This window comes from Micromonospora sp. NPDC049275 (assembly GCF_043197115.1).
Taxonomy (GTDB): Bacteria; Actinomycetota; Actinomycetes; order Mycobacteriales; family Micromonosporaceae; genus Micromonospora.
The window spans coordinates 848375-871382 of sequence record NZ_JBICSN010000003.1 but is presented as its reverse complement, the minus strand read 5'-3'; the positions used below and the strand labels follow the sequence as shown (position 1 = coordinate 871382).

At 72.5% G+C, this 23008-nt stretch carries 17 protein-coding genes; 7 read left to right on the top strand and 10 right to left on the bottom strand.

Annotated features, from left to right (window positions below; all coding sequences use genetic code 11):
• Window positions 1–14: 14 nt before the first annotated feature.
• The 5 genes from ACGFIE_RS14465 to ftsY form a co-directional block, all read right to left on the bottom strand.
• Complete coding sequence (locus ACGFIE_RS14465; protein ID WP_393294506.1) at window positions 15–2291, bottom strand: [protein-PII] uridylyltransferase; 2277 nt, start codon at window positions 2289–2291, stop codon at window positions 15–17.
• A 16-nt stretch (window positions 2292–2307) separates the two neighbouring features.
• Entirely contained in the window at window positions 2308–2646 is a 339-nt protein-coding gene (locus tag ACGFIE_RS14460) for a P-II family nitrogen regulator (RefSeq protein ID WP_007456507.1), read from the bottom strand.
• A gap of 25 nt (window positions 2647–2671) precedes the next feature.
• Complete coding sequence (locus ACGFIE_RS14455) at window positions 2672–4084, bottom strand: ammonium transporter (RefSeq protein ID WP_393294504.1); 1413 nt, start codon at window positions 4082–4084, stop codon at window positions 2672–2674.
• 275 nt (window positions 4085–4359) lie between these two features.
• On the bottom strand, window positions 4360–5223 hold the full coding sequence (locus ACGFIE_RS14450; protein WP_393294502.1) for an aminoglycoside phosphotransferase family protein: 864 nt from the start codon (window positions 5221–5223) through the stop codon (window positions 4360–4362).
• A 6-nt stretch (window positions 5224–5229) separates the two neighbouring features.
• On the bottom strand, window positions 5230–6420 hold the full coding sequence (gene ftsY, locus ACGFIE_RS14445; RefSeq protein ID WP_393294500.1) for a signal recognition particle-docking protein FtsY: 1191 nt from the start codon (window positions 6418–6420) through the stop codon (window positions 5230–5232).
• A 115-nt stretch (window positions 6421–6535) separates the two neighbouring features.
• Here ftsY and ACGFIE_RS14440 point away from each other — a divergent pair, with 115 nt between their 5' ends.
• The 5 genes from ACGFIE_RS14440 to ACGFIE_RS14420 all read left to right on the top strand — a co-directional run bounded on the left by ACGFIE_RS14440 (window position 6536) and on the right by ACGFIE_RS14420 (window position 11532).
• Window positions 6536–8248 (top strand): alkaline phosphatase D family protein, encoded by a 1713-nt coding sequence (locus tag ACGFIE_RS14440; RefSeq protein ID WP_393294498.1) that lies wholly within the window; start codon window positions 6536–6538, stop codon window positions 8246–8248.
• Window positions 8249–8274: 26 nt separating this feature from the next.
• Window positions 8275–8715, top strand: coding sequence for a MarR family winged helix-turn-helix transcriptional regulator (locus tag ACGFIE_RS14435; RefSeq protein WP_393294496.1), 441 nt, complete (start codon window positions 8275–8277; stop codon window positions 8713–8715).
• 141 nt (window positions 8716–8856) lie between these two features.
• A complete protein-coding gene (locus tag ACGFIE_RS14430; protein WP_393294494.1) occupies window positions 8857–10461 on the top strand; it encodes an MDR family MFS transporter in 1605 nt (534 codons plus the stop codon).
• A 9-nt stretch (window positions 10462–10470) separates the two neighbouring features.
• Window positions 10471–10965: a universal stress protein gene (locus ACGFIE_RS14425; RefSeq protein WP_363679418.1), complete on the top strand. Its 495-nt coding sequence runs from the start codon at window positions 10471–10473 to the stop codon at window positions 10963–10965.
• Between the two features lie 45 nt (window positions 10966–11010).
• On the top strand, window positions 11011–11532 hold the full coding sequence (locus ACGFIE_RS14420) for a DinB family protein (protein WP_393294492.1): 522 nt from the start codon (window positions 11011–11013) through the stop codon (window positions 11530–11532).
• Between the two features lie 6 nt (window positions 11533–11538).
• On the opposite strand, the gene ACGFIE_RS14415 is transcribed toward ACGFIE_RS14420, so the two are convergent.
• The 3 genes from ACGFIE_RS14415 to ACGFIE_RS14405 form a co-directional block, all read right to left on the bottom strand.
• On the bottom strand, window positions 11539–12159 hold the full coding sequence (locus ACGFIE_RS14415) for an HAD family hydrolase (protein ID WP_393294490.1): 621 nt from the start codon (window positions 12157–12159) through the stop codon (window positions 11539–11541).
• Window positions 12159–15773 carry a chromosome segregation protein SMC gene (smc, locus tag ACGFIE_RS14410; protein WP_393294488.1) on the bottom strand — a complete coding sequence of 1205 codons (3615 nt, stop codon included), beginning with the start codon at window positions 15771–15773 and terminating at the stop codon, window positions 12159–12161. Before smc ends, ACGFIE_RS14415 begins: the two co-directional genes overlap by 1 nt.
• Window positions 15774–16132: 359 nt before the next feature.
• Entirely contained in the window at window positions 16133–16327 is a 195-nt protein-coding gene (locus ACGFIE_RS14405) for a hypothetical protein (RefSeq protein ID WP_007456482.1), read from the bottom strand.
• A gap of 374 nt (window positions 16328–16701) precedes the next feature.
• Between ACGFIE_RS14405 and ACGFIE_RS14400 the strand changes: the two genes are divergently transcribed.
• Together ACGFIE_RS14400 and ACGFIE_RS14395 are read left to right on the top strand one after the other, a co-directional pair.
• Complete coding sequence (locus ACGFIE_RS14400; protein ID WP_393294486.1) at window positions 16702–17880, top strand: CAP domain-containing protein; 1179 nt, start codon at window positions 16702–16704, stop codon at window positions 17878–17880.
• A gap of 116 nt (window positions 17881–17996) precedes the next feature.
• Window positions 17997–18839 carry an endo alpha-1,4 polygalactosaminidase gene (locus ACGFIE_RS14395; protein ID WP_393294484.1) on the top strand — a complete coding sequence of 281 codons (843 nt, stop codon included), beginning with the start codon at window positions 17997–17999 and terminating at the stop codon, window positions 18837–18839.
• Window positions 18840–18937: 98 nt separating this feature from the next.
• On the opposite strand, the gene ACGFIE_RS14390 is transcribed toward ACGFIE_RS14395, so the two are convergent.
• Entirely contained in the window at window positions 18938–20431 is a 1494-nt protein-coding gene (locus ACGFIE_RS14390; protein WP_393294482.1) for an MFS transporter, read from the bottom strand.
• A gap of 176 nt (window positions 20432–20607) precedes the next feature.
• Window positions 20608–22827 (bottom strand): MMPL family transporter, encoded by a 2220-nt coding sequence (locus tag ACGFIE_RS14385; protein WP_393294480.1) that lies wholly within the window; start codon window positions 22825–22827, stop codon window positions 20608–20610.
• Window positions 22828–23008 lie beyond the last annotated feature (181 nt).

Genomic DNA, 23008 nt, shown 5'->3' with positions numbered 1-23008 from the left:
GCGTACCCACCCACTCAGACGGCGGCGAGGATGGCCGCCTCCAGGCGGGCCCGGGTGGCGTCGTCCGGCCAGCCACCCACCAGGTAGAACGCGTCGACCACGTCGGCGCCCAGCGTGGAGATGCGTGCCGCGCGGACCAGGGCGCCCGCCTCGTCGAGCGCGCAGGCGACCCGGTAGAGCAGCCCGGCGGCATCGGCCGCGCGAAGTTCGAGCAGCACGGCGTCGGTGGCGGCCTCGCGGTGCCAGACGACCCGCGGGGCGGCACCGCTGCCCCGGGCGGCGAGCGCTCGACCGCGCAGCCGTTGGGTGACTGACACGTCGCCGGCGACCGCACGACGGAGGTCGGCGCGCAGCGGGACCGGATCGGCCGGCAGGCCGTAGCGGGGTTGCACCCGGCACTCGACAAGGGCTCGGCCGTCGACCACCGAGGCGTCCGCGGAGAGCACCTCCAGTCGGTGCAGGGCCAGGCAGCCGGCCACCGTGGCGAGCAGCCCCCGTCGGTCGGCGGCGGCCACCGCCACGCGGTCCCCGGTCAGGTGGACGACAGGCAACGGGCCGGCCAGCAGCGCCGGATCCGGGGCGGGTGGCTCGGGCAGCACGCCGGTGTCCAGGGCGGTGCGGACGCGGGCGACAAGCTCGGCGACCAGTCGGCCCTTCCAGTCCGACCAGGCGGCCGGGCCGGTGGCCGCGGCGTCCGCCCGGACCAGCGCGTGCAGCAGGTCCAGGGTGCCGGTGTCGCCCACCGCCCCGGCGACCGACGCGATGGTTACCGGGTCGGCGAGGTCCCTGCGGGTGGCCACGTCGGGCAGCAGCAGGTGCAGCCGGACCAGCGTGCCGATCAGCTCGACCTCCGGGGCGGGCAGCCCGACCCGGGTCGCCACCGTCTCGGCCAGCGGCACCCCGACGGTGCTGTGGTCACCGGGCAGGCCCTTGCCGATGTCGTGCAGCAGAGCGCCGAGCAGCAGCAGGTCGGGGCGGTCCACCTCGCGGGCGTGCCGGCTGGCCTCGTGGGCGGCCTGCACGAGATGCCGGTCCAGGGTGTAGCGGTGCACCGGGTTGTGCTGGGGCAGGCTGCGCAGCCTGGTCCACTCGGGCAGCCAGCCGTCCACCAGCCCGTACCTGTCGCAGGTCTCCCAGGCCGGGACCAGGCCGGGACCGGCGCCGAGCAGCGTGGTCAGCGCGGCCCGGGCCTCGGCCGGCCAGGGCGCGGGCAGCGGTGGGCAGTACGCCGCCAGCCACTCGCAGGTGGCCCGGGCGATCGGCAACCGGGTCGTGGCCGCCGCGGCGGCCACCCGCAGCGACAGGCTCGGGTCGGGGCGGGCGCCGATCGCCGTACGGGCCAGCACCAGCTCTCCGTCGTGCTCGACCACGTCGCGGGCCACGGGCCGGCGCACGGGAGGGCCGTTCCCGCCCCGGGATCGGCCGGAGCGCAGCCGGTCGGCGGCGCGGAAGGCGTCATCGAGGGCGTGGCTGACCGTGCGCGCGTCCCCGGCCACCCGACGGAGGAGGGCGTCGCCGTCCTCCACGCCGAGCAGCGCGGCGACACCCTCGCGTTCCTGGGCGACCAGCCGGTCGACCCGGCGACCGACCTGCTGGTGCAGGGCGTCGCGGGTGTCCAGCAGGCGAAGGTGGGCGGCGCGGACGGCGGGGCGCAGCGCGTCGGTGATCCCGGCCGCGGAGATCGCGCGCAGCAGTCCCACGTCGCGCAGCCCACCGGCGGCCTCCTTCAGGTCACCTTCGAGGAGGAAGGCCAGTTCGCCGTGTGCCTGCCAGCGGGCGACGGTGACCTCCCGCAGGCCCGGCAGCTGCCGGACTGCGGTACGCCGCCAGTGGTCGGCGGCGGTGCGGATCAGGGCGTCCGCGAGCGCCTGGTCGCCGACCACCAGGCGGGCGTCGAGCAGCCCGAGGGCGACCTTGACGTCGTCCTGGGCCACCGAGAGGGCCTCGGAGACGGTCCGCACCGAGTGGTCCAGGCGCAGGCCGGCGTCCCAGATCGGGTACCAGACCGAGGCCGCCAACTCGTCCGTGCCGGGCACCCCGGCGTGCAGCAGCACCAGGTCGAGGTCGCCGTAGGGGGCGCACTGCCGCCGCCCCAACCCCCCGACCGCCATCAGCGCGACCCCGTCGCGCGCCGGCAGCAGTCCGCGCAGAAATTCGTCGTACGCGGCCGCCCGCGCCCGGCGGGCGGCCTCCCCGATCCCCCCGGGTACGCCGACGACCTCGTTGATCAAGAGGTTCGCGTCGCCGTCACCGGCGTGCCCTGACGCGTCCTTCTTGATCAACGAGGTCATGTCGTCGTGGCCCGGATCAGAGGGCGTCGAGGCCGCGCTCGCCGGTACGCACCCGGACGACCTCCTCGACACCTGTGACCCACACCTTGCCGTCGCCGATCTTGCCCGTACGGGCGGCGCCGACGATGGCGTCCACGATCTTTTCCACGTCGATCTCGTCGGTGAGCACCTCGACCCGGATCTTGGGCAGGAACTCGACCGTGTACTCGGCACCCCGGTAGACCTCGGTGTGCCCCTTCTGCCGTCCGTACCCCTGGACCTCGCTGACGGTCAGCCCGGCGACGCCCAGGGCGTGCAGAGCCTCCTTCACCGCGTCCAGCTGGTACGGCTTGATGACCGCGGTCACCAGCTTCATGTCCAACCCCTCCATCCCAGGAACGTTAACCGGCGACCTTGGCGCTGACCGGCTCGGTGGGCTCGGCCTCCGGCGTGGCACCGCTCGGCGTGCCACCACCGGGGGTACCGATACCGGCCATCGCGAACGCGCCGCCCGTGCCGCCGCCGGCCGGGGACAGGTCGTAGCTGCTCTCCGCGTGCTCGGCGATGTCGATGCCCTCGACCTCGGCCTCACCCTTGACGCGGAAGCCGATCGTCTTCTCGATGACGAAGGCGAGCACCCAGGCGATACCGAACGACCAGGCGGTGACGATCAGGCCGGCGAGGGCCTGCCGACCGAGCTGGGTCGCGCCGCCGCCGTAGAACAGGCCGTCGGAGCCGCCCACCACGTCGCTGATCGCGGCGTTCACCGAGTTGGTGGCGAACAGGCCAAGCCAGAGCGAGCCGATCCAGCCGCCGACGAAGTGCACGCCGACCACGTCGAGGGAGTCGTCGTAGCCGAGCCGGTACTTGAGGCTTACCGCGAGCGCGCACACGACCCCGGCGACGATGCCGAGCAGCACGGACGCCCACGGGGCGATGAAACCACAGGCCGGGGTGATCGCGACCAGACCGGCTACCGCGCCGGAGGACGCGCCGACCATTGTCGGCTTGCGGTCCTTGAACCACTCGACCGCGATCCAGCCGAGCACCGCGGCGGCGGTGGCGAGCTGGGTGTTGATGAAGGCGAGACCGGCGACCGAGTCGACGGTCAGCTCCGAGCCGGCGTTGAACCCGAACCACCCGAACCACAGCAGGCCGGCGCCGAGCGCGACAAGCGGGATGTTGTGCGGCTTCATGCCCTCGCGGGGCCAGCCGAGCCGCTTGCCGAGCACCAGCGCCACGGCCAGGGCCGCCGCACCGGCGTTGATGTGCACCGCGGTGCCACCCGCGAAGTCCAGCGCGTGGATGTCGGCGCCGATGAAGCCGCCTCCCCACACCCAGTGGGCGACCGGGAAGTAGACCAGGGTGGCCCAGCCGAACGCGAACAGCAGCCAACCGGCGAACTTGGCCCGGTCGGCGATGGCGCCGCTGATCAGCGCGACGGTGATCACCGCGAAGACCATCTGGAAGGCCATGAACACGTAGAGCGGAATCCCGATGCCGCTGGGGTTTTCCGTCGTGGCGCCCCACAGGTCGGTCTCGGCGAGGAACGTCTTGGTGCCGAGGTAAGCGCCCGGGTCACCGATGATGCCGTTCTGATCGGTGCCGAAGGCGACGCTGAAGCCGTAGAACCACCACAGAACAGAGATGAGCCCGATTGCCGAGAAGCTCATCATCATCATGTTGAGTACGCCCTTGGCCCGGTTGAGGCCGCCGTAGAACAGCGCCAGTCCGGGGGTCATGAGCAGCACGAGTGCGGTCGAAACCAGCAGCCATGTGGTATTGGCGCCGTCGATCGTCGGTGCTTCAGGCACGCTGGCCTCCTAAAGGTGAAGTCCTCCTTCGCGGCTTTCCGGGGCAGCGTCGCCCGTAGGCCGGTTGCGCGGAAGCCTCGCGGCCGGCTGTTTCACCCAGGGTCCCGTGCGGGTTTCCGTTTCGTGACCAGTTGTTTCGGACGTGTCACGAACTCCGCACAGTCAGCAGCATGGACGATTGTGGATCGACCGGACGGCGAACGTCGATGACTGACCGGCCAGCGGCATCGACCGGTGCGCGTGAGGGGCCCGGCCGAGCATCGACCGATCCGCGCTCAGCGGAGGGCGTTCTCCAGCGCGTGCCGCTCGTAGTCGAGCAGCCGCAGATCGCGCATCGGCCGCCGCAGGTGCCCCTTGTGCACGATCCGCACGAACGCCGGCTCACCGGCCGCGGCCATCCGGCGGATGCCCTCGACGTGGTCCACGATGCGCTTACGGATGGTGCGGATCAGCCGGTGCCGATCCCGCGGGATCAGCCCGTACGCGTCGGCGAAGAGCCGCAGCCGGCGCGGACGGTCCGGGCGCTTCCAGCCCAGCGTGATCGAGTCCCGGTCGGCGAAGATCGGCACCCACGTCCACGCGGCGTACGCCACGTCGTAGATCCGGGCGCCGGGCGAGGCGAGGTCGAAGTCGATCAGCCCGAGGGTGCCGTCGGGCCGCCAGATCACGTTGTGCGGCGCGGCGTCGTGGTGGCAGATCACCTCGGTGTCCGGCGGCGGAGGCCCGAACGAGCGCCAGACCGCGTTCGGCGGCGGGGCGAAGCCGTACTGCGCGTCGTGGAACATCCGCAGCATGGTGGCGACGGTGACCAGCGCCTCGTCGGTCACCCAGTGCGGGGCGAGCGGGTACTCCCCGCACTCCCCCTCCAGGTACGACAGCACCTCACGGTTGCGCTCGTCCATCCCGAGCGCCCGGGGAGCGCCGGTGAACCCGACGTACTCCAGGTGCCGCAGCAGAGCGTGTACGGAAGGGGTCCACGGGCCGGCGTTACGACGGACCGTGTCACCGACCCGGACCACGGTGCTCACGTTGCCGCCGTGCAGCGGGATCTCCTGCGAAGTCACGTACGGTCTCCCGAGGCGCTGCGAGGGGTGGCCGGGGTCGCGCCAGCCCGCGTACGCGCGATCGTCAGTGGTCACCCGAGACTACGCGTCCCGTCCGGCGGGTTCGGTGCCCAGCAGCGCGTCGACGAACTGCGCCGGGTCGAACGGGGCGAGATCGTCCTTGCCCTCACCGAGGCCGACGAGCTTCACCGGGATACCGAGCTTGCGCTGCACGGCGATCACGATGCCGCCCTTCGCGGTGCCGTCGAGCTTGGTCAGCACCACGCCTGTCACGTTGACGACCTCGGTGAACACGCGGGCCTGCTCCAGACCGTTCTGGCCGGTCGTGGCGTCGAGGATGAGCAGTGTCTCGTCGATGGGCCCCTGCTTCTCCACCACGCGCTTGACCTTGCCCAGCTCGTCCATCAGGCCGACCTTGTTCTGCAGGCGGCCCGCGGTGTCGATGAGCACGGTGTCCACGCCGGTGTCGACGCCCCGCTTGACGGCGTCGAAGGCGACGCTTGCCGGGTCGGCGGCCTCGGGCCCCCGGACGGTCTCCGCGCCCACCCGCTCACCCCAGGTCTGCAACTGGTCGGCGGCGGCGGCCCGGAAGGTGTCGGCGGCGCCGAGCAGCACGGTGCGGCCGTCGGCGACCAACACCCGGGCGATCTTGCCGCAGGTGGTGGTCTTGCCGGCGCCGTTGACGCCGACGACAAGCACCACCGCCGGCACGCCGTCCTTCGGGGCGGTCCGCAGCGAACGGTCCATGCCGGGGTCGAGGGCGTTGACCAGCTCGGCGGCGAGCAGCGCCCGCAGCTCACCAGCCGAGCGGGTGCCCAGCACCCGGGTGCGCTCGCGCAGCCGGTCGACGATGTCGCGGGTCGCGTCGACGCCCACGTCGGCGGTGATCAGGCTGTCCTCGATCTCCTCCCAGGCGTCCTCGTCGAGGTGGTCGCGGGCGAGCAGGCCGAGCAGGCCCTTGCCGAAGACGTTCTGCGAGCGCGACAGCCGCGAGCGGAGCCGGACCAGGCGGCCGGCGGTCGGTTCGGGCACCTCCACGGTCGGGGCGGGCGCCTCGATGACAGGTGGCGGCTCGACCAGGACGCCTGTGGACAGATCGGACTCCGGTGCCTCGACCGGCGGGCCGGCGAGATCCTCCTCGGCGCGGGTGTCGACCTCGGTGTGCGGCAGCGGGGGCTCGGGCCGCCGCCGCAGGCGCGGCACGACCAGCCCGACTGTGCCGGCGATCAGCACACCGAGCAGGACCAGAGCGAGGACGAGATATTCGGCCATGCCGGAATCCTGTCAGATGCCGGCGGCGGCGTCCCAGCCACCGCACCCCGGGCGTCGCCCGGAGTCTCAGCCACCGCACCCGGTTGGTCTCACGAACCGGCGGTAGGCTCGCCGCATGCCCGCCGCACACCTCCTGATCGGCCCACTTCTGCGGCGAGTGGTCGACACCCGGGCGACGATCTGGGTGGAGACCGCCGCGCCCGCCGTGGTCACCGTCCGCACCGCCCACGGCGCCACCGGCACCGCACCCACCTTCTCGGCGTACGACCACCACTACGCCCTCGTCGTGGTGGAGGGGCTCACCCCGGACAGCGCGACGACCTACGAGGTGCTTGTCGACGACGAGCTGGTCTGGCCGGTTCCGAGCAGCGGGTTCCCGCCCAGCGTGATCCGCACCCGGGCGGTCGACGACCTGGACCAGCCGGTCAACCTGATCTTCGGCTCCTGTCGGGAGACCACCCAGCACGCCACCACCCGCAAGCTGCCGCCGGACGCCCTGGACGCGTACGCCCGCCGGTTGATGGCCGACCCCGAGTCGAACGCGCTGCCCGACCTGCTGGTGCTGCTCGGTGACCAGGTCTACGCCGACGTCACCTCGCCGACGGTGCGGCGGCTGCTGCGCCGGCGGCGGCGGCGTCCCAAGGGCGCACCGGCCGACCAGGTGGTGAGCTTCGACGAGTACACCAAGCTGTATCTGGAGTCGTGGCGTGATCCGGAGATCCGCTGGCTGCTCTCCACCGTGCCGAGTGTGATGATCTTCGACGATCACGAGATCATCGACGACTGGAACACCTCGGCGGCGTGGCGTGCCGAGATGCGCGAAGAGCCGTGGTGGGCCGAACGGATCGGCAGTGGGTTGGCCTCGTACTGGGTCTACCAGCACCTGGGCAACCTCTCCCCGGACGAGATCGCCGCCGACCCGGTCTTCGCCAAGGTCGCCGCCGCGGAGGACGCCACGAGCGTGCTGCGCGAGTTCGGGCACCGGGTCGACCAGGAATCCGACCTGGCGCACGACACCGAACGCTGGCGCGCGGTGCAGTACCAGTGGAGTTACGCGCTCGATCTGGGGCGTACCCGGCTGGTCATGCTCGACAACCGGTGCAGTCGGGTGCTGGAGTCGGGCAGCCGGGCCATGCTGCCGCCGGGTGAGTGGTCGTGGTTCCTGGACCAGGCGCACGGGGTCTACGACCACCTGGTGGTCGGCGCCTCGCTGCCCTGGCTGCTGCCGCAGGGCATCCATCACATCGAGGCGTGGAACGAGAAGCTGGCCGACTCGCGCCGGCCCTGGGTGGCCCGGGGGGCCGAGAAGCTGCGCCGGGCCCTCGACCTGGAGCACTGGGCGGCGTTCCGGCGCTCCTTCGAGGCGCTCGGGGAGACCTTCGCCCGGATCGGCACCGGCACGCCGAGGCAGTCCGGCGCCCGGGTCGGCGCCGGGCCGGCGTATGCCCCACCGGCGTCGATAAGCGTGCTCTCCGGGGACGTGCACCACTCGTACGTGGCCCGGGCCCGGTTCGCCGACCCCACGGTGGTCACCCCGGTGCACCAGCTCACCTGCTCACCGATCCACAACCAGGTGCCGGCCGGCATCCGTCCGTTGATGCGGTTGGGCTGGTCGTCCGGGCCGGCGGGCGCCACCCGGGCGCTGGCCCGTTCGGCGGGTGTCCGCCGCCCGACTGTGCGCTGGCGCAAGCTGGCGGGTCCCTACTTCGGCAATGCCGTGGCCACCCTCACCCACCGTGGTCGGCGGGCCGAGGTGACAATCGAGGGCACCACGAGCGACGGGCACCTACGGCCGGTGATGAGCCGCCGCCTCTCCGGCGACGACTGACCGGGCCCCGCCGTACTCTCTAGCCCGTGGACGAGCACCTGCCGGAGCCGATCCGGGCCGTCGAGCACGAGCTGACCGCGTTGCTGCGCCGGGGACGGGCGGTTTCCTGGGAGATCGCCCGGGAGGTGCACCCGCACCTCGAACCGAACACGTACGGGCTGCTGCTGTGGTTACGGCGCAGCGGATCGATCCGGTTGACCGAACTGGCGGCGCGGCTCGGCGTCGGCAAGGGGACGCTGAGCCGGCAGATCAACGGCCTGGAGGTGCTCGGTCTGGTGCACCGCGACCCCGATCCGAGTGACCGGCGGGCGGCGCAGATCAGCCTCACCGAGGAGGGCCAGCGCCGCTTCGACGTCGCCCGGTCCGCCCGGCTGGGCGAGTTCCTGCGTGCCCTGGACGACTGGCCGTCCCGGGACGTCGAGGAGTTCGCCCGACTGCTCGGCCGGTTCAACGAATCCTGGAGATGACCTGGCGAGGGTGGGGAATGTCCCAGTCGCCCGCCTGGTTGTTGCTTGAGGCAACCATAACCGTACGGTTGCCCCAGGCAACTCCCAGGCGGGATCCGCAGTGCGGCCCGCCACCTCTACTCCACTCGGAGGCATTACACGATGAGCCAGGCGACAGCGTCTCGAGCGCCCGCCGTCGACATGACCCACCGGCAGATCCTGGAGGCCCTCTCCGGCCTGCTGCTGGGCCTGTTCGTCGCGATCCTCTCGTCCACGGTCATCTCGAACGCGCTGCCGCGCATCATCACCGAGCTGCACGGCGGCCAGTCCGCGTACACCTGGGTGGTCACCTCGGCCCTGCTCGCGACCACCGCGACCACCCCCATCTGGGGCAAGCTCGCCGACCTGACCAGCAAGAAGACCCTGGTCCAGCTGGCCCTGGGGATCTACGTGCTGGGTTCGGTGCTGGCCGGCCTCGCCCAGGGCACCGGCGAGCTGATCGCCTGCCGGGTGGTCCAGGGCGTCGGCGCCGGTGGCCTCACCGCCCTCGCCCAGGTGATCATGGCGACGATGATCGCGCCGCGCGAGCGGGGCCGCTACAGCGGCTACCTCGGCGCCGTGATGGCCGTCGGCACCATCGGCGGACCGCTTATCGGCGGCGTCATCGTCGACACCTCGTGGCTCGGCTGGCGCTGGTGCTTCTACGTCGGCGTGCCGTTCGCCATCGCCGCGCTTGTCGTGCTCCAGAAGACCCTGCACCTGCCGGTGATCAAGCGCAAGGCGCAGATCGACTGGTGGGGCGCCACCCTGATCACCGCGGCCGTCTCGGTGCTGCTGATCTGGGTCTCCCTCGCCGGCGACCAGTTCGCCTGGGGCTCCTGGCAGACCGTCGCCATGGTCCTCGGCGCCCTCCTCCTCGGCGCGCTCGCCATCCGGGTGGAGACCCGGGCCGCCGAGCCGATGATCCCGCCGCGACTGTTCCGCAGCCGCACGATCACCCTCGCCGTCGTCGCCAGCGTCGCGGTGGGCGTGGGCCTGTTCGGCGCGTCGATCTTCCTCGGCCAGTACTTCCAGATCAGCCGGGGCGAGTCCCCGACCATGGCCGGCCTGATGACCCTGCCGATGATCCTCGGCCTGCTGGTCGCCTCGACCGTCGGTGGACGGATCATCACGAGGACCGGCCGCTGGAAGCGCTTCCTGGTGCTCGGCTCGGCGCTGCTCACCGTCGGCTTCGCGCTCATGGGCACGCTGCGCGCGGACACCAGCTTCACCCTGCTCAGCGTCTACATGGCGCTGATCGGCGTCGGCCTGGGCCTGACCATGCAGAACCTCGTCCTCGCCGTGCAGAACACGGTCGGCCCGCAGGAACTGGGCGCGGCCAGCTCGGTGGTGGCGTTCTTCCGCAGTCTGGGCGGCGCGATCGGTGTCTCCGCCCTCGGCGCGGTGCTCGCCCACAAGGTCAAGGACTACACCGCCGACGGGCTGGCCCAGCTCGGCATCCCGGCGTCCAGCTCCGGCAGCGGCGGCACGCTGCCCGACGTGCACACCCTGCCCGGCCCGCTGCGGGTGGTGGTGGAGAGCGCGTACGGCCACGGCGCCGGTGACATCTTCCTGGCCGCCGCTCCCTTCGCGCTGATCGCGCTGATCGCGGTGAGCTTCATCAAGGAGGTGCCGCTGCGGCAACACAGCGGCAACCCGGTTTCCGGTGCGACCGACGGGGAATCGAACCTCGTCTCCGGTGTGGTCCGGGCCGGCGAGCAGAGGTGAGGTAGAGCCATGAGCGTGGGAGCGCCGGACCGCGAGGAGTACGGCCCTCGGATCAACCCGCTGCCCTTCGAACGGGGCACGGACGGCCCACGGGTGGTCATGGCGGGCGTGGACGGCACCCGTACGTCCGCGCGGGCCGGTGCCTACGCCGCCGGGCTGGCCCGCCGGCAGGGCGCGACCCTGGTGGTGGTCTTCGTCGGCTCGTCGAGCGGGATCACCTCCCTCGTGCCCGGCATGGACGCCGGCGCGGTCCAGCGCACCCACGACGAGTTGGCCGACGAACTGCGCCGGGAGTGCCGGCGAGCCGCCGAGCAGTTGGGCATTCCGGTGACGTTCCTGTGCCGGCGCGGCGACGCGTACGCCGAGCTGTGCGCTGCGGCCGACGAGTTCCAGGCCGACATGGTGGTCGTGGGCGCGTCCGAGCAGGCCGGTCACCGGCTGGTCGGCTCGGTCGCCACCCGGCTGGTCCGCAAGGGTCACTGGCCCGTCGTCGTGGTGCCCTGAACAACCCCTCGCATCCTGTCGGAGGTGCCCGGCAGGATGCGCGGCATGACCTGGACCGCACCGGAGATCACCCGGACCCGCGAACCGTACGTCGGCGACGAGCGCACCATGCTCGACGGCTGGCTCGACTACCACCGGCAGACGCTCCTGCTCAAGTGCGCCGGCCTGACCGGGGAACAGTTGCGCACCCCGAGCGTGCAGCCGTCCGGCCTGACCCTCCTCGGCCTGGTCCGGCACCTGGCCGAGGTGGAGGCATGGTGGTTCCGGGAGAACTTCGCCGGCGAGCCTGTCGACTACCCGTACTTCACCCCGGAGAACCCGGACGCCGACCACGACGTCAGCGCCGCCGACCCCGAGGCGGACTTCGCCACCTTCCACCGGGAGGTGGCACTGGCCCGCGAGGCCGCCGCCGGCCACTCCCTGGACGAAACCTTCACCGAGGTCAGCGCGAAGAAGCGCACCTTCAACCTGCGCTGGGTGTACGTGCACATGATCGAGGAGTACGCCCGGCACAACGGGCATGCCGACCTGATCCGGGAGCGCATCGACGGCCTCACCGGCGAGTGAGCGGTCTCAGTAGCTGAGCGCCGCCCGCAGGTAACGCAGGTCGGCGTGGCCGCCCCAGCGGTGCGCCGACAGCCCTGCGGACCGGGCGCCCCGTACGGCCCAGTCCTCGTCGTCGACGAAGAGCACCCGGGCCGGCGGGGTGGCCAGCGCCTGACAGGCGGCCTGGAAGTACTCCGGGGCCGGCTTGTGCACCCCGAGCGCCGAGGAGTTGACCACCACGTCCAGTTCGCCGGTCAGGCCGAGCGTGGAGAGGTCGGCGTCGAGCAGGTCGGTGGCGTTGGTGGCCAGGCCGACCCGCACACCGGCGGCACGCACCTCCCGGACGAAGTCGAGCACCTCGGCGTCGACCTCACCTCGGTAGCGCTGCCACTGCTGCACCGCCGACCGGGCCCGGTCCGGGCCACCGGCCGGCTCGGCCAGGGCGTCGGCCACACTGCTCATCCAGTCGGCGTGACTGACCTGGCCGGTGAGCACAGGCTGGAGACGGCCCCACTGCATGGCGATCTCGCTGAGCACACCGTCGGCGAGGCCGTACTCCCGCTCCACCCCGGCGGCCACCGCCGGGTCGAACCGACGCAGTACGCCGTCCAGATCCAGCAGGAGCGCCGTCGCGCGTTCCCGAGCCACTACCCGTTCTCCTCGCCGCGGCGGTGCCGCCTGTCGTCCTCGTCGGCCCGGTTGAGCCGTTGGCTGATCACCTGGGTGACCCCGCTGCGCATGGTCACCCCGTAGAGCGCGTCGGCGATCTCCATCGTCCGCTTCTGGTGCGTGATGACGATCAGCTGACTCTTCTCCCGCAACTGTGCCAGCAACGTGATCAGCCGGCCCAGGTTCACGTCGTCCAGGGCCGCCTCCACCTCGTCCATGATGTAGAACGGGCTCGGCCGGGCACGGAAGATCGCCACCAGCATGGCCACCGCGGTCAACGACCGCTCGCCACCGGAGAGCAGCGACAGCCGCTTGATCTTCTTACCCGGCGGGCGGGCCTCGACCTCGACGCCTGTGGTGAGCAGGTCCTCGGGGTCGGTGAGGATCAGCCGCCCCTCACCGCCGGGGAAGAGCACGGTGAACACCTGCTCGAACTCCCGGGCCGTGTCCTCGAACGCGCTGGCGAAGACCTCCAGGATCCGCTCGTCGACGTCCTTGACCACGGTGAGCAGGTCCCGCCGGGTCGCCTTGAGGTCCTCCAGCTGCTCGGAGAGGAACTTGAAGCGCTCCTCCAGCGCGGCGAACTCCTCCAGCGCGAGCGGGTTGACCTTGCCGAGCAGGGCCAGTTCCCGTTCCGCCTTGGCGGCCCGCTTCTCCTGCACCGGCCGCTCGTAGCGGACCGGCTCGGGCACCGGCAGCCCGTCGCGCTCGGCCGCCGCCACGTCCGCCTGGGTCGGCGGAACGGGCTGGGTGGGGCCGTACTCGGCGACAAGCGTCTCCACGTCCAGCCCGAAGTCCTCGGCGGCCTTCGCCTCCAACTGCTCGATCCGCAGGCGCTGCTCCGCGCGGGCCACCTCGTCGCGGTGCACCTGGCTGGTCAGCCGCTCCAGCTCCGCGCCGAGCCGCTTGGCCGCTCCGCGTACCTCCTGGAGCTCGGCCTCGCGGGCGGCGCGCTCCCGCGCGACGGCGTCGCGGTGCTCCTCGGCCGCCGCGATCGACGTGGTGAGTCGGGTGAGCGCCTCCCGGGCGCCGCCGGCGACGGCCCGGGCGATGCCCGCGCCACGTGTGCGCGCGGCCCGCCGGGCCGCGGCGCGTTCCCGCGCGGCCCGCTCCGCGGTGGCCTGCCGGGCCAGCGAGTCGGCCCGACCGGCGATCGAGGAGACCCGCTCCTCGGCGGTACGCACGGCGAGCCGGACCTCCATCTCGTTCTGCCGTGCCTGCGGCACCATCGCGGCGAGCTGGTCGCGCTCCTCGGCGGAGGGCTCGGCGTCGATCGGGGTGTCCTCGGCCAGTCGCAGCCGCTCCTCCAGCTCGTCGAGCGTGGCGAGGTCCCGCTGCCGGGCAGCCTCGGCGCGCGCCTGGGACTCACCCAGCCGGTCGGTCTCCGCCTTGGCCGAGCGGGCTGCCGCGCCCAGCTCGGCGAGCCGGCGGGCGGCCGCGTTGCGGTGGCTCTCCGCCTCGCGCTTCTCGGCGGCGGCGTGCTGCACTGCCTCCTTGGCGGCGGCCACCTCGGCGCGCGCCTCGACGAGCTGGTCGCGCAGCTCCGCGCCGGAGCGTTCGGCGGCGAGCCGGTTGGTGCGGGCCTCCTCGACGGCCGCCTGCACCTCGATGTAGCTGGGGGCCTTGGCCGACCCGCCGGCCGCCGCGTACGCCCCGACCACGTCCCCGTCCGGGGTGACGGCCCGCAGTTCGGGGTTGCTGGCGACCAGCTCGGCCGCGGCGGCGAGATCGTCGACCAGAGCCACGTCCCGCAGCGCCCGGTGCACGGCCGGGCGCAGCTCCGCACCGCACTCCACGAGGTCGGGGGCCCAGCGGACACCGTCGGGCAGCTTCGGGCGCAGCGCGTCGGCGGAGCCGGTCATGCCCGGTCCGGCTGGGCTGCCGACCAGCAGACCGGCCCGGCCGGCGTCGGAGATCTTCAGCAGCCGCATCGCCTCGACGGCCTCGTCGACCCCGCTGACGGCGACCGCGTCGGCGAGCCCGCCGAGCGCGGCGGCCAGCGCGGCCTCGTGCCCCGGCGCGACGGTGAGCAGCCCGGCGAGACTGCCGAGCAGTCCGGGTACGTCGCCGGCGCGGGCGAGCAGCGCTCCCGCGCCGTCCTTGCGCCGCAGCCCGAGGGCGAGCGCCTCCTCGCGGGCCTTCCAGGTGGCGGCGTCCTTCTCGGCGGCCCGCTCGGCGTCGGCAAGCGACCGGACGGTCGCCTGCGCCCGCTCCTGGACGGCGACCGCCTCGGCGTGCCGGGCGTCCAGGTCGGCGTTGTCCCGGTCCGCCTCGGTGGACTGGGCGGCCACCGCGTCCAGGTCGGCCTGCGCCTGCTCGGCGCGGCCCAGGGCGTCGGCGTGCGCGACGGCGAGGCGTTCGATCTCCTCACCGGCGCTCGTGGTCCGGGCGCGGGCCGAGTTGACCTGGCCGGTGAGGCGGGCCATGCCCTCACGCCTGTCGGCGATGGCCTTGGCGGCGGCGACCAGCTCCCGTTCGGCGGCGGCGAGCTGCCGTTCCAGCTCCTGGCGGTGCTCGACCGCCTCGGCGAGCCGGATCTGGTCGTCGGTCAGCGCCGCGCGCAGCTCCTCCTCCTGCTCGCGGACCCGCTCGGCCTCGGCCTCCAGCTGCTCGGGGTCGCGGCCGGGACGCTCGTCGTCGCCGGTCGCGCTGAGGTGCCGCAGCCGCTCCCGGGCCAACTGCTCTATCGAACGGAAGCGCTCCTGGAGGGCGGACAGCTTGTACCAGGTGTCCTGTGCGGCGGCGAGCAGCGGAGCGTCCTCGGCGAGGGCGGCCTCCAACTCGCCGAGCCGGCCCTGCACCTCGGCGTGCTCGCCCTCGATCTGCTCGCGCCGCTCCCGCAGCGCCGTCTCGTCGGCGATCTCCCGGTCCAGGGTGGTGCGCAGGGTGGCCAGGTCGTCGGCGAGCAGTCGCAGCCGGGCGTCGCGCAGGTTGGACTGGATGGCGGCGGCACGGCGGGCCACCTCCGCCTGCCGGCCCAGCGGCTTGAGCTGACGGCGCAGCTCGGCCGTGAGGTCGGTGAGCCGGTTGAGGTTCACCTGCATGGCGTCGAGCTTGCGCAGCGCCTTTTCCTTGCGCTTGCGGTGCTTGAGGACGCCTGCCGCCTCCTCGATGAACGAGCGGCGGTCCTCCGGCTTGGCGTGCAGCATGCCGTCGAGCCGGCCCTGCCCGACGATGATGTGCATCTCCCGGCCGATGCCGGAGTCGGACAGCAGCTCCTGGATGTCGAGCAGGCGGCAGGAGTTGCCGTTGATCTCGTACTCGCTCTCGCCGGAGCGGAACATCCGGCGGGTGATGGAGACCTCGGTGTACTCGATGGGCAGCGCGCCGTCGGTGTTGTCGATGGTGAGGGTGACCTCGGCCCGGCCCAGCGGCGCACGGCCGGCGGTGCCGGCGAAGATGACGTCCTCCATCTTGCCGCCGCGCAGCGCCTTGGCACCCTGCTCACCGAGCACCCAGGCGATGGCGTCGACGACGTTGGACTTGCCGGAGCCGTTCGGGCCCACCACGCAGGTGATCCCGGGCTCCAGCTTCAACGTCGTGGCGGAGGCGAAGGATTTGAAGCCCTTCACCGTCAGGCTCTTGAGATACACCTACTCGATCCTCGTCCGGTGGCCGCCGTACCGTCGCCGGCTGCGGGGACCTGGGTGAACCCGCAGACTAACCCGGTGGCGGGACCGACCCGGCACGCGACCCGCCCCGGGCCGCGTCGGCGGCGGGCACGGGACGAGCGTGCTGTTGTCGCTGCGACGACGAGAAAGACAAACGCCTTTCATGATCGGCCCACCGGTCGGCGCGATTCGGCGAAACCCTGGGTGCGGTTATCGCGAGGCCAGCCACAAGATCACAAATGGTCGGGCGCGAAAGGCGCCGGACAGCGTTGCGCGCCGGCACAGAGGTGTCGGCGCGCATTTTTGCGGTGGTGCTGCGATTCAGTTTTCCGACCCGAAGATCAGGTCAGCGCCGGCTCGGCGAGACGGAGCAGATCGTCCGCTTCCGCCGCAGCCGCCGCGAGCCGATCATTGTCGGCACGCAGACGCGTGATCTCGAACTCCAGTGCCTGAACCCTGGCACGCAGTCGGGTGACCTCGTCGAGCAGACGCCGGTCGGGCGCTGCACCTACGTGGCCGTAGAGGGCCTTCGCCATGCTGACTCCTTGATATGCGCTGCCGGAAAGGCCGGCCAAACGCGCGCCCAATTTTGTACGCGGCTGTCATTCCAGCTGTATCTGGGCATGACCGGGCGCGACTGGCGACACCTATATATTGAGCCGCAAACCCCTCCTTCGTCAAGTTCTCGCAGGCCGTAGATCATCTCTACGTCGACCTGTCCACTTGTCGGGGGGCTGCCGCAAGGCACGGACACGCTCTGTCCGGACACCTTTACTGTACGCCCGGATTCGGGGAAGTCAGCGCCTTGACGTCCGACTTGCTCTTAACTCTTCCTTAGCCACGTTGCCGCAGGTCGTGGGCGAGTCGTAGCGTCACCCCGGCCCGCAACCGACCCCGTGGAGGCAAAGGCGTGTACGGCTGGACCGACCCGATGGACCCGAACGGCGCCCCCCGGCGCGCCGAGCGGCCGACCGACGAGCCGGACTGGCTGCGCGACCGCCCGGAGCCCCGCTCGGCCTACCTCTTCGGGGACGACCCCGACCAGCCCGGCGACGAGTGGCACCGCGCGGAGCCCACCTCCCGCTGGCAGCCCGCGCCCGCGGCCGCGCCGGTCGAGGCGCCCCGCACCGGCTGGCCGGGCCACGAACGCGGTGACGAGGCGACCGGCGGCTGGCCCGCCGACCCCCGGCCCGCCGAGGTCGACGACACCTGGCGCAACGAGGCCGACGGGCAGCCCACCGACGGCTGGCGTACCGAGACCGCGCACACGGGCGGCTGGCGTACCGAGACCACCGCGCAGCCCACCGGCGGCCGGAGCGGTGCCGGTCGGGCCGGCGAGGGGCGACATCGCTCGCCCCGGCGCTGGCGTCGGCCGTTCATGATCGGCGGCGCCGCCGCGGCAGCCACTCTCGTGGTGAGCGTCGGCGTCGGCGCGCTCGCGATGCCCCGTGGCGACGGCCCGGCCGACGAGCCGACAGCCGTCGACGACACCGTCGCCGCCGCGCCCGCGGTCCCGACCGACCAGCCGGCGGGCGACACGCTTGTCGCACCCTCCCCGACCGGCTCGCCCAGCCCGGCACGGCCGAGCCCGTCGCCGAGCAGGGTGGTCAAGCCCACCCCGGCCGCCTCGCGCACCACCGCCACGTCCCGGCGCACCGCCGCGCGCAGCAAGGCCCCGAGCACCACAGGTGGCTCCGGTGGCACCGTCGGCACCCAGGCCCAACAGGTGGTGGACCTGGTCAACGCCGAGCGGGCCAAGGCCGGCTGCAAGGCGCTGAGCGTCGACGACAAGCTGATGACCGCCGCCCAGCGGCACAGCCAGGACCAGGCCGACCACCAGACCATGACGCACACCGGCAGCGACGGCAGCGACACAGGCGTCCGGCTGGACCGCGTCGGCTACGCCTGGCGCACCTACGGCGAGAACGTGGCGTGGAACCAGAAGACGCCGGCCGCCGTGATGGACGCCTGGATGAACAGCTCCGGGCACCGCGCCAACATCCTGAACTGCGCGTTCACCGAGATCGGCGTCGGCATCGCCAACAGCAACGGGCCGTACTGGACGCAGGTCTTCGCGGCGCCGCGCTGAGGGCGCGTCTCCCGCGCTCGCGCGCTCGTTGGACCCGGTGAGGTACGCCGGGCCGGACGTGGGGGCGGCGTACCGGTGAGGGTGGCGACGGGCCGCCCGGGACCCGGGAGCTGCCGATGCGGATCCGGCCACGGCGACGTGCCGCCGTACGCCCGCTGCGCCGGATCGTGTCGGCCGGCGTCGCGCTCATCCTGGTGGTGCCGGCGTACGGATGCCGGCGCGAGCTGACCCCGCCGGGCGCGCCCACGCCGTGGCCGGCCACGCAGGCCCGCCACTGGCGGTGGCAGTGGCAGCTCGACGGCCCGCTCGACCCGAGTGTGGACGCCGACGTCTTCCTGCTCGACCCGGTGGCCACCACCGCCGCGCAGACGGCCGAGCTGCGCTCTCGTGACCGGCGACTGATCTGCCAGGTGCCCGTCGGCTCGCTGCGCGCGACCGACCCGGACGCCAGCCGGGTGCCCGCCGCCGTGCGGGGCGCGGCGGGCCCACAGCCCGGCAGCCGGTGGCTGGACGTGCGGCTGTGGGACGCGTTGGAGCCGGTGCTGTCCGACCGGTTCCGGCTGTGCCGGGGCAAGGGCTTCGGCGCGGTGGCGCTGGCCGACGCCGACGGGTACGCCCACCGCACCGGATTCCCCCTCGGCTTCGACGACCAACTGCTGTTCAACCGCCGACTGGCCCAGTTGGCGCGCTCACTGGAGCTCTCCCCCGGGTTGGTCAACGACGTGCCGCAGCTCGCGGCGCTGGCACCGGACTTCGACTTCGTGGTCAACGAGGAGTGCGTCCGGCTGGACCAGTGCGCGAAGCTGCTGCCGTTCGTGGACGCGGGCAAACCGGTCTTCCACGTCGAGTACACCGGGTCGACCGATGACTTCTGCGTCACCACTGTCGGCTACGGCTTCGCCTCGATCCGCAAGCAGCGGGCGCTGGACGCCTGGCGGGAACCCTGCGCGCTGCCGTGACCCGCGATCGCGTCGAGCGCGCGGTGGGGGCGACGCGGTGGTGCCCCCGTCCGCGTCACGAACGGGGGCACCGACGGCGGGGTCGGCCGGTGGTGGGGTCAGCCGGTGGTGGACGGGCTGCGCTCGGCCGGCGTGCGCGGGGACGGCACCTCGGCCTGTTCCGCGCTGAGCGGGGTGGCCAGGTTCTCCAGCGACTGGCCCTCGGCCCGGACGCCGAGCGCCATCTCGACGAGCCCACCGATGATCATCACGACGGCGCCGATCACGAAGGCCAGCACCGTGTCGTCGACCTTGCCGGTGCCGACCAGCTTCGAGAAGAGCAGCGGGCCGGTGATGCCACCGGCGGCCGTACCGATCGCGTAGAAGAACGCGATGGCCATGGCGCGGGTCTCCATCGGGAAGATCTCGCTCACCGTCAGGTACGCCGCGCTGGCGCCGGCGGAGGCGAAGAAGAGCACGACCCACCAGCAGGCCGTCATGGTGGTGGCGCTGAGCGAGCCGTTGTGGAACAGCCACGCGGTGCCCAGCAACAGCAGACCGGAGAGCACGTACGTGCCGGCGATCATCGGCACCCGGCCCACCGTGTCGAAGAGCCGACCCAGCAGCAGCGGACCGGCCAGGTTGCCCACCGCGATCACGGCGAAGTAGTAGCCGCTGTTGCCCGGCTGCACGTCGAAGAACGTCTCCAGGATCTGGGCGAACCCGAACGTGATCGCGTTGTAGAGGAACGCCTGCCCGATGAACAGCGAGAAGCCCAGGATCGCGCGCTTCGGGTAGCGGGCGAAGAGCGTCCTCGCGATCGACACGAAGTTCGTGCTCCGACGCTGGCGGACGGTGATGTAGTCGTCGGCCTCGGTGAGCTCCCGGCCGGTCTCCCGGTGGACCTCGGCCTCCACGGAGTCGACCAGCTCGTTCGCCTCGTCCGCCCGGCCATGGATGAACAGCCAGCGTGGACTCTCCGGGACGTGTCGGCGGACCAGCAGGACCACCACGCCGAGGATGGCGCCCAGGCCGAAGGCCACCCGCCAGCCGAGATTGGTCGGCAGGCCGTTGAGCAGCGGCACCGTCAGCAGGGCCCCCATCGCGGCGCCCAGCCAGAAGGTCCCGTTGATGATGATGTCGATCCGGCCGCGGTGCCGGGCCGGGATCAGCTCGTCGATCGCCGAGTTGATCGCCGCGTACTCGCCGCCGATGCCCATGCCGGTCAGGAACCGGAACAGGAAGAACCACCAGGTGTCGAAGGAGAGCGCGGTCAGCGCGGTGGCGACCAGGTACAGCCCCAGGGTCAGCAGGAACAGCTTCTTGCGACCGAACCGGTCGGTGAGCCAGCCGAAGAAGAGCGCGCCGGTGCAGGCGCCGGCCACGTAGAGCGCGGCGGCGAGCCCGGTGACCTGACTCTGGGTGATGTCCAGGCCGCTGCCGGGCTCGGCGAGCTTGCCGGACAGGTTGCCGACGATTGTCACCTCGAGGCCGTCGAGGATCCACACCGTGCCCAGGCCGATGACGATCATCCAGTGCCAACGGGACCAGGGGAGGCGGTCGAGCCGGGCGGGAACGTTTGTGCGTACGGTGCCGGTCTGAACGTTGCTCATGGCGTACTCCGGCGGGGTTCGGTATCCCCCGGCGCGTCGGCCCGCGGGAGGGCCGCCGGGGTGCGCTGTTCGTCCATGCCGGGCCAGATGCCCCGCCCTCCGCCTGGTTAATCCTGCGGTTCCGTAGCGCCGGCTGAGGCCGGGCCGCGGTCGCGGCCCGGCCTCAGCGGGGTGGCTCAGGACACCGGCACCAGCTCCGGCGCGGGGGCCGGCGGCTCGGTGGGGGCGGGCGCCGGGCGTCGCCGCAGGAACCGCGGGGCCCACCAGTTGGCGTCGCCGAGCATCGTCATCAGGGCCGGCAGGACCACTCCCCTGATGATCGTGGCGTCCAGCAGGATCGCCGCCGCCAGGCCGATGCCGAGCTGCTTCATGTCGATAGTGCTCAGCGTGGCGAAGATGGAGAACACGCCGACCATGACGACCGCCGCGCTTGTCACCACCCCGGCCGACGAGGTGATGCCGTACGACACCGCGTCACGGTTGGACATGCCGGCCCGGACGCCCTCGCGGATCCGGCTCACCACGAAGACGTGGTAGTCCATCGAGAGGCCGAAGAGCACCACGAACAGGAACAGCGGCAGCCAGGAGACGATCGCGCCCATCGACGTGAAGCCGAGCAGTCCCTCGGCCCACTCCCCCTGGAAGATCAGCACCAGCAGCCCGTAGGCGGCCCCGGCAGAGAGCAGATTCAGCGCGATCGAGCTGGCCGCCACCACCACCGAGCGGAACGTGAAGGTCATGACCAGGAACGTGAGCACCAGCACGAAGCCCATCACCAGCGGCAGCTTGTCGCGCACGTGCGACGCGTAGTCCTCGCTGTCCGCCACGCTCCCGCCGACCGCGTACTCGATCCCGGGGATCCCCCGCAGCTCGGCCGGGACCAGGTCGGCCCGCAACTTCTCCAGCGACCGCACCGACCTGTCGTCCCGGCTGGCGTACGGGGTGGCGACGTCCAGCACCGACACCCGCCGGTCGGCCGACACCTTGATCTTCGGGCCGTCCGCCTCGGTGGGGGCGAACAGCGGGTCGCCGCCGGCGCGGGCGGCCAGGTCGGTGAGCGCCGCGTTGACCCGGTCGGCCTGCTCGGCAGGTGCCCGGACCGCCACCACGTGGTTGGTGCCGGTGCTCGGGAAGGCCGCGGTGAGCCGGTCGTACGCCTGCATGGCAGGGGTGGTGCGCGGCAGGTCCTCCATGCCGGGGAACTTCAGCTTCATGCCGAGCGCCGGCGCGGCCAGCGCGAGCAGCAACCCGACCGAGATGACGAGCGTGACGACCGGGGCGCGCAGCGCCGGCCGGAGCAGCGCCGGCCAGAGCCGGGGCGTACGCGGCTCGCCGTGCCGGCCGGTGCGCGGCGCGGTCAACCGCCAGAGCAGCGGCACCCGGGGCCTGTCGACCCAGCGGCCCAGCCTGGCCAGCAGGGCCGGCAGCACGGTCAGCGAGCCGGTCACCGCGACGGCGACCACCAGGATCGAGCCGACGGCCAGGGACGAGAAGACCACGTCGCCGGCAAGGAACAGGCCGGCCATCGCGATGATCACGGCGAAGCCGGAGACGACCACGGCGTGCCCGGAGGTCTCCGCGGCGATCTCCACCGCGTCCAGACCGGAGCGGCCCTTGGCCCGCTCCTCGCGCTCCCGGCGGATGTAGAACAGCGAGTAGTCGACCCCGACCGCCATGCCGATCAGCAGGATCACCGGTGACGTCGTGTCGGTGGCCGGCACCAGGTGCGAGGCGAGGGTGGACAGACCCATCGCGGCGGCGACCGAGGAGAGGGCCAGCAGCACCGGCACGCTGGCCGCGATCAACGCGCCGAACGCGATGATCAGGATGGCCAGGGTGACGGGCAGGCTCAACAGCTCGGCGCGCTCGAAGTCCTTGCCCAGGGTGTCGTCGAGCGCCTGGCCGATCGACGCCCCGCCGACCTGCTCGACGCGGAGCTGCGGGTGCGCGCCCTGCACGGTGGCGGTGGCGTCGCGCAGCGGCTGCACCCGGTCCGACGCGGTCTCCGGATCGCCGGACATGGTGATCGGCAGCAGCAGCGCCGACCCGTCCCGCGCGGTGACCGGCGGGCCGACCTCGGCAACCCCGGTGACGGTACGCAGTCGGGCCGCCGCGTCGTCGGCGGCCGCCTTCGCCGCCGCCGGGTCCAGGGCGCCACCGCGGGGGGTGATCAGGACGTTCTCCACAGCCGGGTCGTCGAAGGCCCCGCCGTCCACGATGATGCTGGCCCGCCCGGCCTCGCCGATCGCCTGGTCCCCGCTGGTGGCCTCGCTGAGGCCGGCGGCGTTGCCACCGACGAAGCACACCGCCACGAACACGACCCACATCGCGATCGCCCGCCACGGATGCTCGGCGCTCCACCGTGCCATCCGCACCGTCACCGGTCTGTTGCCCATCTCGTGTCCCCCTGTCACGTCGACCCCCTGCCGACGCTGCTGACGTTAGGGGCGTGACGAGGCGGTCACATCGGGGAACGGCCCCCGTCCACCCCGGAGTCGGTCCGCGCAGGGCGGCGGGTCCGCCGGACGGGCATCAACCGGCGATTCGGGCGTACGCCGGGGTGTGGCCCGGAGGGTT